This is a genomic window from Paenibacillus paridis (genome assembly GCF_006345825.1).
Taxonomy (GTDB): Bacteria; Bacillota; Bacilli; order Paenibacillales; family Paenibacillaceae; genus Pristimantibacillus; species Pristimantibacillus paridis.
In genome coordinates this window covers 127,805-140,150 of sequence record NZ_VCIX01000091.1, presented here as the reverse complement: position 1 = coordinate 140,150, position 12,346 = coordinate 127,805, and the positions used below count along the sequence as shown (strand labels likewise).

The 12,346-nt window shown below is 49.1% G+C and carries 12 protein-coding genes; 4 read left to right on the top strand and 8 right to left on the bottom strand.

Features of this window, described 5'->3' with window-relative positions; all coding sequences use genetic code 11:
- Positions 1-365: 365 nt before the first annotated feature.
- The 3 genes from FJQ58_RS20735 to FJQ58_RS20725 form a co-directional block, all read right to left on the bottom strand.
- Positions 366-1,364 carry a LacI family DNA-binding transcriptional regulator gene (locus FJQ58_RS20735; RefSeq protein ID WP_139996722.1) on the bottom strand — a complete coding sequence of 333 codons (999 nt, stop codon included), beginning with the start codon at positions 1,362-1,364 and terminating at the stop codon, positions 366-368.
- A 174-nt stretch (positions 1,365-1,538) separates the two neighbouring features.
- Entirely contained in the window at positions 1,539-3,596 is a 2,058-nt protein-coding gene (locus FJQ58_RS20730) for a methyl-accepting chemotaxis protein (protein WP_139996721.1), read from the bottom strand.
- Positions 3,597-3,702: 106 nt separating this feature from the next.
- Positions 3,703-5,295, bottom strand: a complete 1,593-nt coding sequence (locus tag FJQ58_RS20725; protein WP_139996720.1) for a bifunctional metallophosphatase/5'-nucleotidase — start codon at positions 5,293-5,295, stop codon at positions 3,703-3,705.
- A 193-nt stretch (positions 5,296-5,488) separates the two neighbouring features.
- Between FJQ58_RS20725 and FJQ58_RS20720 the strand changes: the two genes are divergently transcribed.
- The 4 genes from FJQ58_RS20720 (at position 5,489) to phnE (FJQ58_RS20705) (ending at position 9,207) form a co-directional block, all read left to right on the top strand.
- Positions 5,489-6,451, top strand: coding sequence for a phosphate/phosphite/phosphonate ABC transporter substrate-binding protein (locus tag FJQ58_RS20720; RefSeq protein ID WP_175598016.1), 963 nt, complete (start codon positions 5,489-5,491; stop codon positions 6,449-6,451).
- Positions 6,452-6,845: 394 nt separating this feature from the next.
- Complete coding sequence (gene phnC / locus FJQ58_RS20715) at positions 6,846-7,619, top strand: phosphonate ABC transporter ATP-binding protein (RefSeq protein ID WP_139996718.1); 774 nt, start codon at positions 6,846-6,848, stop codon at positions 7,617-7,619.
- Entirely contained in the window at positions 7,616-8,407 is a 792-nt protein-coding gene (gene phnE / locus FJQ58_RS20710) for a phosphonate ABC transporter, permease protein PhnE (RefSeq protein ID WP_139996717.1), read from the top strand. The genes phnC and phnE (FJQ58_RS20710) overlap by 4 nt, the downstream gene beginning before the upstream one ends.
- Positions 8,404-9,207, top strand: coding sequence for a phosphonate ABC transporter, permease protein PhnE (gene phnE, locus FJQ58_RS20705; RefSeq protein ID WP_139996716.1), 804 nt, complete (start codon positions 8,404-8,406; stop codon positions 9,205-9,207). Before phnE (FJQ58_RS20710) ends, phnE (FJQ58_RS20705) begins: the two co-directional genes overlap by 4 nt.
- A gap of 64 nt (positions 9,208-9,271) precedes the next feature.
- Here phnE (FJQ58_RS20705) and FJQ58_RS20700 read toward each other — a convergent pair whose 3' ends face one another.
- The 5 genes from FJQ58_RS20700 to FJQ58_RS20680 are packed head-to-tail and all read right to left on the bottom strand — an operon-like array spanning position 9,272 to position 12,336.
- Positions 9,272-9,634: a DUF1304 domain-containing protein gene (locus FJQ58_RS20700; protein ID WP_139996715.1), complete on the bottom strand. Its 363-nt coding sequence runs from the start codon at positions 9,632-9,634 to the stop codon at positions 9,272-9,274.
- Positions 9,635-9,652: 18 nt separating this feature from the next.
- Positions 9,653-10,267, bottom strand: coding sequence for a flavin reductase family protein (locus tag FJQ58_RS20695; protein ID WP_139996714.1), 615 nt, complete (start codon positions 10,265-10,267; stop codon positions 9,653-9,655).
- A gap of 48 nt (positions 10,268-10,315) precedes the next feature.
- Positions 10,316-10,927 (bottom strand): alpha/beta hydrolase, encoded by a 612-nt coding sequence (locus FJQ58_RS20690; protein ID WP_139996713.1) that lies wholly within the window; start codon positions 10,925-10,927, stop codon positions 10,316-10,318.
- The gene (locus tag FJQ58_RS20685; RefSeq protein ID WP_139996712.1) at positions 10,927-11,874 is read right to left on the bottom strand and encodes a ring-cleaving dioxygenase; all 948 of its coding nucleotides are present in this window, start codon (positions 11,872-11,874) and stop codon (positions 10,927-10,929) included. The genes FJQ58_RS20690 and FJQ58_RS20685 overlap by 1 nt, the downstream gene beginning before the upstream one ends.
- Before the next feature lie 60 nt (positions 11,875-11,934).
- A complete protein-coding gene (locus tag FJQ58_RS20680) occupies positions 11,935-12,336 on the bottom strand; it encodes a DoxX family protein (protein WP_139996711.1) in 402 nt (133 codons plus the stop codon).
- Positions 12,337-12,346: the final 10 nt, after the last annotated feature.

Sequence of the window (12,346 nt, the reverse complement as noted above, 5' to 3'; positions counted from 1 at the left end):
TTTAACTTCCCCCTTAAAAGTTTAAGCGCTTTAATCTTTCAAAAAGAGTTTATCCTGTAAGTCTCACTCTGTCAATCACTTCCAAAGTATTTTTCTTTGTATTTTGAAGATAAACCCCAAAATCAGTGTGTGTTTCTTGCTGTTCTTTGCATTTTCTTGTTCCAATTTAATGGAGTGATATGGCATCAAACAATAAAAGTATAAGCGTTTTAACTATATAAGATGAGAAATAGTGTCGAATAAGGATGAGATTCATCGTTAAAAGCAATCAGCAATAAAAAAAGACCTTCAAGGTTTGCTAAATGAAGCAGCAAACCTTGTAAGTCCTCGCTTTTAACGATATCTATCCGTAAGGAGCCCTGCGATTAGGATTTCCGAGGCGCTCCCGTTGACTCTCTCACAATCAAAGTGGGATCGAATTCCATCGTTACGTTCCGCTTGGATGGGTCCTTAATTAATTTTAACAAAATATCGACACCCTGACGTCCTATTTTCTCAAACGGCTGGCGAATCGTGGTCAAGGTAGGACGAAATTCCTCCGCATAGATCTGATCGTCAAATCCAACGATAGATACATCTTCTGGTATGCGTATTCTCTCGTTCTTGAAAGCGTCCATTACCCCAAGAGCAATAAAATCATCCGCCGCAAACACCGCCGTAGGCAAGCGACCGGACTGGATCCAGCGCATGGCAATGCTGTAGCCCGACGGAATGCCGAATGTTCCTTGCTCAATATGGAATGGCGTTAACCCTGCCTCCTCAAGCGCAAATAAATACCCACGCTCACGATCGCGGCTGCTTAAGTAAGGATCTGGACCACTGATATGGGCAATTTCCGTATGTCCCAAATCGATGAGATGCTTGGTTGCGTCATAACCGCCTTTAAAGTTATTGACCACGACAGAGGGTACCGAGGGATTGCGTTGCTGGTTATCCAAAATTACAAATGGAATCTTCCTTTTTTTGAGCTCCATCACATATATATCTGCATTCATCGGCGATAGCAAGATGACGCCGTCTACACGGTCTTCTTGAAACATAGAGCGCTGAAAGGAGTCTTCGTCGCCTGCTGAAATGGACAACGCCAGGAAATAACCCTGCTCTGCCAAGCAATCATTGATTTCCTTAACGACTGCATCCAAAACCGTATCATGCAAGGTAGTTAGCGTAAGTCCGATAATCCCTGTTTTTCCGCTTGCCAGGCTTCGGGCCGAGGCGTTTGGATGATAATCCAAATCCTTCATCGCTTGCAGCACTTTATCTTTGTTTTTTTGCCGAACTGAAGTTGAATTATTGAGTACCCTGGATACTGTCACGACCGACAAACCTGATTTTTTGGCCACATCAAAAATACTAACCTTCATGAACAAACCGCTCCTGTTAAACGCTATTTCTACTAACATACCATATTTAACCTAAGATTTCACATTAAGGCCAAGCTCACTTAAAAGAAACTTTCGGGATATAGCATAGTCCCCAAAAAAAGGCTGCTCCTCAGCTATGCATGCAGCATGGCTTTGGGGAGCAGCCTCTTATTGCTATTCCGTTTTGAACTGGGCCGAAGCGACCGCTAAATCCTGTGTAAGTTTATCGATGGTCGTTACCATTTCCGCCAGCTGCTGAACCATGGCTGCCTGCTCCTGTACGGTTGCGGTTACCTCTTCGACAGAGGCGGACACTTCCTCTCCGGAAGCTGACAGGTTTTGAGCGGCAGCAAGCACTTCATTCTTGTCATTCTCAACCTCGTACAGCACTTCTGCCATCTCTCTTACCTGCTCGATAATATCCTTTACATGCCCCGAGACGAGATCGAAAGACTGCTTGGTTTGCCCTACGCTGTCATTGTGCTGCTCCGTAATGCCTTCAATGATATGAACGCTTTGATTGTTTTGCTCTACGTGATTGATCGTTTGGCCCACGATGGCGTTAATTTCCTGGGATTGTACGGAGGTCTGCTCCGCAAGCTTTCTTATTTCACTTGCGACCACGGCGAATCCTCTGCCGTGCTCTCCCGCCCGTGCCGCTTCAATCGAAGCGTTCAAGGCAAGCAGTTTGGTCTGATTGGCAATCTCGGCAATCGCATCGGTCATGCGCCCAATGCCAGATGAGCTTTCCGCAAGCTGCCGCGTAATTTCCGATATTTTGCGAACCTCTTCTTCATTTTTCACATTGATGGCAACCAGGGTTTCGATAACCTTATGGTTAGCTTGAAAAATGTCGGTAATAGCGTCCGCCTTCGCTTTGATCGTAAGCGATGTGCCTGTGGCACTTTCGATTTTGTCGCCTACGTCCATAAATTTATTCACGATCGATTCGGTGTCGTTCGCTTGCGACTCCATCGCCTTCGCAATTTCGGAAGTTGTCGTCGATGTCTCCATAATTGAAGTTGACGTCCGGGCGGAGGTTTGGTCCAGCTCCCTCGTGCTGGTGTGAAGTACCGCTATCGAGCTGTTCATACTGGAGATTAAGTTCTTATTGCGCTCGGCCATCGTATTAAAGCTATCCGCGAGCTCCTTAAATTCTCCGCTGTATTTGCCCGTTGCCACTGTCGTGAGGTCGCCGGAAGATAGCTTCTTGAATAGTCCTGTCAATTGCGCCACCGGTCTTGTCACCAATCTGGAGATTAATATTCCAACGATAATCGACACCACCAAAGCGATAATCATGGAGGTAGCCATCTTACTCATCATGGATTGCAGCGGTTGATTGACGTCCTCGTAACTATCCTCAACGATTACCGTCCAGTCGGCTGCAGGTATTTTTGAGTAATAAGCTACCTTATCCTTCAGCTTCACTTCACCTTGCGCAAGCTTTCCGTCACCGGCACCTTTAGTAATTTCATTGTATTCTCCGCTCTCAAGCGGCTTTCCGATAAGGGACTCATCACCGGAATGGTAAACCAATGTGCCTACACGATCCAAAATAAGCACATTGCCCTTATCATTTATTTTAACGCTCCCTAATTTATCTACAAAAAAAGCAGATACAACGGAAGAGATAAACACCCCTTGTACTTTTCCGTTCGAATCGTATACCGGCTGCGAGAAAACATTCACTTGGTTTCCGCTTGCTTTCGATAAAAGCGATTCGCTAACTACTGTTTTCCCTTTCAGACTGTCTTGGAAATATTGCCGGTCAGCACGGCTGTTTTTTACAACCGCTGGATTACTTGACGCAATAACAATGCCTTTGGTATCAATCAGCATCAGCGTCTCATTCCCCGGCATGCCTTTAATACTCGCTTCCAGCGTCTGATTTGCTTTCACAAACATAGAATTCGATTTAGAGTAGAACTCTTCTTCCGTCATCGTACCCGCACCTCTTAGCTCCAATAAAGCGGTAAGCGCCGAGTTAATCGACAACAAATAAACAGACTGCTGCTCCAGCTGTACGGCAGAAAACAATCCTTCGCCAATGCGATCCGAGGTAGCTTTGATCTCATCTTTGCTTTTGTCCAGCGTAATGCCGGAGGCGATCTGATACGAAATGAAGCTGGTTGATGCCAAAACAATACATACGAGCAAACAAATCATGGCAGGCAATTTAAAGCGGAATGACATTTTTGACCAATAATCCAATTTCAAAACTGCAAGCATTTAATACTCTCCCTTGTAATCAATCTAGTTTGGCATTCGAATCGTATCGTAATCCCATCCTAGCAGAGTATTATTAGATAAATGAGAGGAATGCTTTAGATAATTGTTAGCCTTCCAGAACAACTCGCCAATTGTGATTACAAGTCGCCTCTACCTCGACATGTTTCTGCAAATAACCCGCAACTAGCTCCGCCATATCCATCTGTACCTCCCGAATCACGGGTTTGCCTTGGTACATCTCGTAATCGCCTCCGCCCGCAGCCCGGTAATTGTTCATCACGACGTCCAACTGCTCATCGGCCAGCAAAGGCAGCCCGTTCCATAGCAATTTCGCCACCCTCTGTCCCACTGGCCTCGCGGCATTCAGCTCATACGTGATGCCTTCCCACATATCATAGTTATAGTGCTGCAGCTTGGGCTCAATATAGGCAGGATTGACTCCGAGCGACCCATCTTCGTTCATTTGAAAATAAGCGGCCGTCTGCTCCAGCGCGGCTTTAATATCGCTGCCGCTTAATCTCAATACGGTTAACGTATTCGGGTACATAAAATTCGTCAGGATAGCGCGCATCGTCACCTCGCCGCTAAAGCCCTCCGACTCATTATTCAGGAGTGCCGCATTCGAAATGTCCACGCCAGCCGTCTCCATTTGTACCTTGTTCATAAATTCAATGAAAGGATTGTCCGCACTGCGGCAGCCGAGCGGGTCCTTGATCGTCATATCTCCGTTGATTCGGCCGATAGGCTGGTCAAGCCACCGCTGCGTCTCTTCCTCCGCTTCACGCGTCAGCACCATAATAGCGGGATCGGCTGCTACTGTTTCATTTGCTTGCAGCAGTTCCGCCTGTTTCGACACGATTGCCCAGCCATCTCCCTTCTTTCTTTCAAATGCGACGCTGATCTTGCCTATGGCCTGTCCGTTGAAGCCTGGCTGAATAACCGTAACCCCGTTCACCTCACTCGCAAGCATTCGATGCTGATGGCCCGTGATTAACACATCAATCCCCAGGACCTCTGTGCACATCGCATAGGCTTGATTCTCGCCTGTCAGCTTCTCGGCAGGTTCCCCGCTCAGCAGGTCCCGTTCAAACCCTCCATGATAAGCAACCACAAGCAAATCCGGCTGCTCTATTGCTCGGATCGTAGCAACCCATTCCTTGACGGATGCAAGCGCATCTTGAAAAGCGAGTCCCTCCAAGTGCGCCGGGTTCTCCCAATGCGGAATGTAATGCGTGGTAACACCTAGTATTACTATTTTGATTCCACTTGTTAAAGTCCTTACAATATAAGGCTGGCCAAACGCGGGTTTATCCGTCTTGGCGCTTAGGATATTCGATGAAAGCCATGAAAAATCCGAATCCTCGATCGCCCTGCCCAGCAGCTCCAAGCCATAGTTGAATTCATGGTTGCCAGGCACGGCTGCATCGTATTGCAGTTCATTCAACGCTGCTATCGCAGGATTGAGCCGCTGCTTGCCGGCCGTTGCTGCGTAATAGGCAAATGGCGTTCCTTGCAGCAGATCGCCGTTATCCAGCAGAATAAGCTCTGGCGATTGCTGCCTGGCCTCCTTCACCAGCGTTGCCAGCTTGGCAAGTCCCGCAGGCCGCTCCTCGCGAGTGCGGTAATCGACTGGCCGAATGTGACCGTGAAGATCGCTGGTTACCATTATTTCGCATGTATATTTATTCGTTTGAGTCATGGTATAACTTCCCTCCGATTGCGTTCATTCGCCTTGCATCCATATATCTTAACCGATTCAGATGAGGGGTGAGAATGCCGTTCCGCTGCTTTACAAAAGCTTATCGCCTGCTTTACGGACAGATAATAAACCGTCCTTATAGTTAACCAAGTACCATACATTAGAAAATCTGGAGGGTTACCACTTGAAAAAAATGACCAAGTTTGTCCTACCGCTACTATTATCCGTATCCCTGCTTAGCGCATGCGGCGCTAACAAATCAAACAATGAAGCCGCAGCGACAAACAACGCCAGCACCAACGCGCCTGCTGCAACCGAACAGGCCGCAGGATACGTGCCAGAAACACTAACCGTACAATTCGTCCCTTCACAGAATGCAGATACATTGGAAGCAAAGGCTAAGCCGCTGGAACAGCTGCTGTCGGACAAGCTAGGAATTCCGGTCAAAGTGAGCATTTCCACAGATTACAACACGATTATTGAAGCGATGGCTTCCAAAAAAGTAGACGTAGGCTTCCTGCCTCCGACGGCTTATGTACTAGCTAAGGATAAAGGCGCAGCCGAGGTCATTCTTCAAGCGCAGCGTTTTGGCGTACAGGATGATTCAGGCGCTCCTACCGACCAGCTCGTTGATTTCTACAAATCCATGATCATCGTAAAGAAGGATTCCGATATCAAGACAATTGAGGATCTGAAAGGCAAAAAGATTGCCTACCAAAACGTGACTTCCTCCGCAGGCTTCGTTTGGCCGGCAGGCAAGCTGCTCGAAGCAGGCATCGATCCGCTGAAGGACGTTTCGGCTGTTACAGTAAAAGGCCATGACCAAGGCGTAATCGCCGTACTGAACGGCGACGTTGACGCAGCGGCAATTTTCCAGGATGCCCGTACCACCGTTGCAAAGGATTTCCCAACCGTATTTGATGACACGCGCGTCCTCACATACACCGAGAACATTCCAAACGACACGATTTCCGTTCGCTCCGACATGAATGCGGAATGGATCGCTAAGATTCAGGATGCCTTTATTTCACTTGGCCAAGACGATGCAACTCGCCAAATTATTTTCGATATTTATTCCCATCAAGGCTATGTCAAATCCGAAGACAGCATCTTCAACATTGTTCGCGAATACGGTGAGAAGGTTAAAACCGAGTAGTTGTTAGTAGGTTTCAAGCAGAAGCTTCATGCTTCCTTCCATTTCAAAAGCATTGGACAGCCAGTTCGGGCGGATTCGCGACCGGGCTGGCTATGCTTTTTCCAACTGTACAAGCATGTCTGGCCGTTCCCATCCACTTGCATATTTAGATGGAAAATCTCCCGCTAAACTAGCTTTATTCCGTTTGCTTGTGAATTAGTGGGAATTTGTCCTGTTAATCCAGCTGGTTTGCGTCAAATAGGGCTGGATCATTGGAATTAGAGGGAGAAATTCCTTCTAATTGCCCCAAAACTCCAAATTGCATTTAAATAGCAGGAGAATTTCCCTCTAAATTCGCTTCCTGAAAATATATAAAACCTATCAAAACTTATCCTTAAAAAGGAATGATACTCCCGTGATCGAACTTCGCAACGTTACGAAATTGTACCCCAACGGGACAAAGGGCTTAAATCAAATTAACCTTACCTTCGGCGAAGGCGAATTTATCGTCATCGTCGGACTGTCAGGCGCCGGTAAATCAACCCTGTTGCGCTCCATTAACCGCCTCCATGACATCTCGGAGGGCGATATTTTGATCGATGGCAAATCCATTACCAGCGCCAAGGGCAGGCAGCTGCGCTTGATTCGCCGCAATATCGGCATGATCTTTCAGAGCTTTAACCTTGTTAAGCGCTCATCCGTGCTTCGCAACGTCCTTGCTGGACGCGTAGGCTATCATTCCACTCTCCGCACCATGACGGGCCGGTTTCCCGAGCGGGACATGAATCTGGCCTTTGAGGCGCTGAACCGCGTCAACATTATCGAGAAAGCCTATTCGCGTGCCGACGAGCTCTCCGGCGGACAGCAGCAGCGGGTGGCGATCGCGCGGGTACTCGCGCAGGAAGCCAAAATTATTTTGGCAGACGAGCCTGTTGCCTCGCTAGATCCGCTAACGACGAAGCAGGTCATGGACGATTTAAAAAAAATCAATCTAGAGCTGGGCATCACAACGATTGTAAACCTGCATTACGTCGATCTAGCTAGGCAATATGCGACACGTATCGTCGGCTTGCGAGGTGGACAGGTCGTGTATGACGGACCGGTAGCAGAAGCCACGGACGAGATATTCGCGGAAATTTACGGTCGCCCGATTGAAGAGGACGAGCTGCTGGGAGCACGGCGCGCATGAATACCAATAAATCTCTTCCGCATCCGAAGCCGCCAAGCAAGCTCAAGCATTATTTGACGGCAGCCATTGTTATCCTGCTGCTATGGGGAAGCTCCGTTCAGACCGAAGCGACAATGGGTGAGCTGATCGAAGGTTTTCCTAATATGTTCGACCTGCTAGCCGAAATGTTCCCGCCCAAATGGACGTATTTCGACAATATTGTCGGAGCTATGCTGGAGACTATTCGCATGGCGCTTATTGGCACGACCATTGGCGCAATTCTTGCCATTCCTGTTGCCTTGCTAAGCGCCAGCAACATTACGAAAAGCTGGTGGCTGCGCCATCCTGTACGTTTTGTGCTTAATCTCATCCGCACGATTCCTGATTTGCTGCTAGCAGCTATCTTTGTCGCCATCGTCGGCATCGGCCCGCTCCCGGGAACGATGGCTTTGGCCGTCTTTTCATTGGGCCTGATCGCCAAGCTCTCCTATGAAGCTTTGGAGTCCATCGACCGTGGTCCGCTCGAAGCGATGACCGCCGTCGGCGCGGGCAGCCTGCAGCGGATCTGGTATGCGGTTATTCCGCAAATACAGGCCCACTTCATGTCCTTTACGCTTTATACCTTTGAAATCAACGTCCGCGCAGCTGCCGTGCTTGGGCTCGTCGGCGCAGGCGGCATCGGGCATTATTATGAGATCACGCTAGGATTTCTGGAATACGACAAGACTTGCGTCATTATTCTTTTTACATTAGGCATCGTCTTGCTCATTGACTATTCAAGCACGAAACTGCGGGAGAAGCTATTATGACCAAACCTTGGAATACCCTCGTTCAGAGGCCGAAAAAGAACCGTTACCGCTGGCTAATTTATTTGGCGCTTGCCGCCGTCTATGTTTGGGCTTTCTCAGGCGTCCCCTTTACAGGCATCAAGGAGACAGCCGTACAAATTACGAAGTCAATTGTAAGCGGCATTTTCTCGCCCGATTGGGGTTTCGTTTATTTGCCCGAAGGGGAGGACTTACTGCGAGGTTTGCTGGATACGCTCGCCATCTCCGTCCTAGGCACGTTTATATCCACGCTGCTTTGTCTGCCGCTTGCCTTCTGGGCTGCGGTGAACATGAGCAATTCCAGGGCCATCTCCGGCTCAGGCAAAATGCTGCTCAGCTTCATTCGGGCCGTTCCCGAAATGGTGCTCGCACTCATGTTTATTAAAGCCGTTGGACCTGGCTCCTTCGCCGGCGTGCTTGCGCTTGGCTTGCATTCGGTCGGCATGCTTGGCAAGCTGTTTGCCGATGAAGTCGAAAATATGGACAAAGGCCCCGTCGAAGCGCTGTTGTCCTCTGGGGCAAACCAGCTGCAAATCTTATGGTTTGCCGTTCTCCCGCAAGTACTGCCAGGCTTTCTATCATATATGCTCTACCGTTTTGAAATTAATATGCGATCTGCAACCATTCTTGGCGTAATCGGCGCAGGCGGCATCGGTACGCCGCTGATCTTCGCCCTCAGTACTCGCAACTGGGACCGCGTTGGCATTATTCTGCTCGGTATTGTCATTCTGATTACGATCATCGACCTGATCTCAGGAGCGATCCGCAGACGCCTAGTCTGATCGGAAAGCACAAACAGCCCGTACCGGTTGATGAATCACCGTGTATGGGCTGTTTGTCGCCTGCTTATGCGAATAATACGAAAACGAGGGCGATAAGCGCTGGCAAGCCTTGCACGACAAGAATAGACTTCTTCGCGGTTATACCGCCATACACCGCAGCCACCAATACGCAGATTAAGAAAAACAATTGAAGCTGATATCCGAATTCAGCGGTGGGATGGAACAAACCCCAGAACAAGCCCGCTGCCAAAAAACCGTTATATAACCCTTGGTTAGCAGCCAAGGATTTGGTGCTTTCCGCGAACTCCTTCGTTGTGCCAAAGGATTTGCGTGCCCGGTCCGAGGTCCACAAAAACATCTCTAGCACTAATATGTAGAGGTGCTCCATTGCTACTAATGATACGAATATAATGCTTGCTATAACCATCTTTGTCAATCTCCTCCCTTAAATGGGCCGTTCAATGGTAAATTGCTGTCCCAGCTTCGCATAATCATTGCCTGCCAAACGGCTGACGGGCTGCAGTGCTTCGGCGTTAATTCTTCCGTTCTCATAGAGCTCATCTGCTACATGAAAATGCACGACTCGCCCGATCAAGAGATCGCAAGCCGGCGTTTCGTCGGAGCCGCCAAGCGGCAATGCTTGCTCAAGCACGCACTCCATGCGAATTCTCGCCTCGGCAATGCCTGGAACCTTTACCCGTTCGCTCGCGATAGCCGTCAAGCCTGACAGCTCCACCTCACTTTCCTCTGGCGGCAAATTAGCAGCGGTGACGTTGATCGCCTCTATATAGCTCTCATCAGAAATATGGACAACGAATTCGCCTGCATAAACGGCATTTCGGGCGGTGTCCTTCTGGACACCACCCGGCTTGCGCTGTACGGATACCGCCACCATCGGCGGATTGGCCGTTACGATATTGAAGAAGCTGAAGGGTGCTGCATTCAGCACCCCTTCGCCAGACAACGTGGTGACAAAAGCGATCGGTCTCGGCACAATGCTGCCAATGAGGAGCTTGTAATTGTCTTGAACGCTCTGACTCGCGGGATCAATGGATCGCATCTTCAGCCTCCTTTTTTCCTTTATCCTGCTATTGTGACAGCTCGTTGCTTATCCATTAAAGGTTTCGTTATACCAGGCTGCCGCTGCGGCTACCTCGGTACTGGTCAACTGGTGACCATATGGCTCCCAGTGAACGGTAACCGGCGCGCCCGCTGCCTGCAGCAAGCGGTCAAGCTCCTCTGTCTCCTGCGGAGGACAGATCGGATCATTGGACCCTGCGCCGATGAAGCATGGAACAGCTGACAGACCAGGAATCTCAAGCCCCCGAATCGGAACCATCGGATGATGCAGGATGGCCCCGCGCAGCGTGCCTTCGTAGTGGAACAGCAAGCTGCCTGCGATATTAGCTCCGTTAGAATAGCCGATTGCTACCATATTGCCACGATCAAATCCATATTCCACTGCGGCGTTATCCAGGAAATCATTCAGCTCCTTGGTGCGAAACGCTAAGTCCTCTAAGTCGAAGACCCCTTCAGCGAGCCGCCGGAAATAACGCGGCATCCCATTTTCCAACACATTGCCCCTTACGCTTAGAACAGAGGATGCGGGAGAGATACGGTCGGCAAGCGGGAGCAAGTCCCGCTCCGTTCCGCCAGTTCCGTGCAGCAGCAGCAATACGGGTGCATTAGGATCAGTACCTTGTTTGAATATATGCTTCATCATTTGTCCTCCTCTAGAACTCTTACTTCGAATGGCGATAACAATTGCTCAATTTGTGTGCGATGCTCTTCGAACCATTCTGGAAGCATCAGTTTCTCGCCTAAATGCTCTGGCTCTTCATCGCGGGCAAAGCCTGGAGGATCGGTCGCAATCTCGAATAAGATGCCGCCTGTTTCGCGGAAATAGATCGCGTTGAAATACTGACGGTCTACGATCGGCGTTGGCTGATAGCCGCTGCTTTCCACAAGGCTTCTCCAAAGCGCATGTTCAGCGTCGTCTTTTGCCCGCCATGCAATATGATGCACCGTTCCAGCACCGCCATGACCAGGCTCCATATTTTCCACGTTCACGTCAATCAGGTTGCCTAGATCGCCAGTTGATTTGAACCGGGCATAGCCGCCTTCTTCACCTACTTTCTCAAGTCCCATTACGTTCACCAGAAGCGCTGCCGTTTGGGCAGCGTTGGTGCTGTACAGGATGGCTCCGCCAAATCCTTTAATCGCTTTTTCCGCAGGAACCCCGCCAAACGCCCACTGGCTCTGCGCTCCTTGTTCACGGGCAACGATCTCCAGTTTCAAACCGTCCGGATCGGCAAGCTGCAAATACTCTTCGCCAAATCTTGAGGTTTGTGCAAAATCAACATTCAGCTTAGTCAGCCGCTCTTTCCAGAAATCAAGCGTATGGGCAGGGACAACATACGTGGTATAACCGACTTGGCCTCCGCCAATTTTGCCTTTACGCGAGTTTTCCCAAGGGAAAAAGGTGATGATCGTACCTGGACTGCCTGCTTCATTGCCAAAATAGAGATGGTATACCTCTGGTGCATCGAAGTTAATTGTTTTTTTGATTAGGCGAAGTCCAAGGACCCCTGCATAAAAGTCAGCCGTTACCTGTGCGTTTCTTACAAAAGCAGTTATATGGTGAATTCCAGCGGTTTGAGTTGTCATGTGTTTCCACTCCCTAGTTTATATTAGTTTCTAAAGTATTGTAACTAACAAAATAATTTCTTAACGAATGAGCGCATCCAGCGAATAATCGCCCGCTCCGATTAAAGCAATACCTATAGCAATGGCTACAAGAACCAGATTATATTCATAACCGTTTGCAGTCACCCACAAACCGTTAGGCCCATGAACCTTTACGATAGCTACAAGCATCGTTAGCACGATGATAACGGCAGCTAGCGGAGTAAGCAATCCGGCTGCAAATAATAAACCGCCTACAAGCTCCATCAGCCCGGCAACCACTGCCATCGCAACCCCTGGCTTAACGCCAATCGATTCGAGCCAGCCGCCCGTTCCTTTAGGTCCGTAACCTCCGAACCAGCCGAACAGCTTCTGAGCGCCATGCCCTACGAACAATAAACCGACAACCAGACGTACAATCAACAATCCCAATGCGATACTCATTTTAAATTCC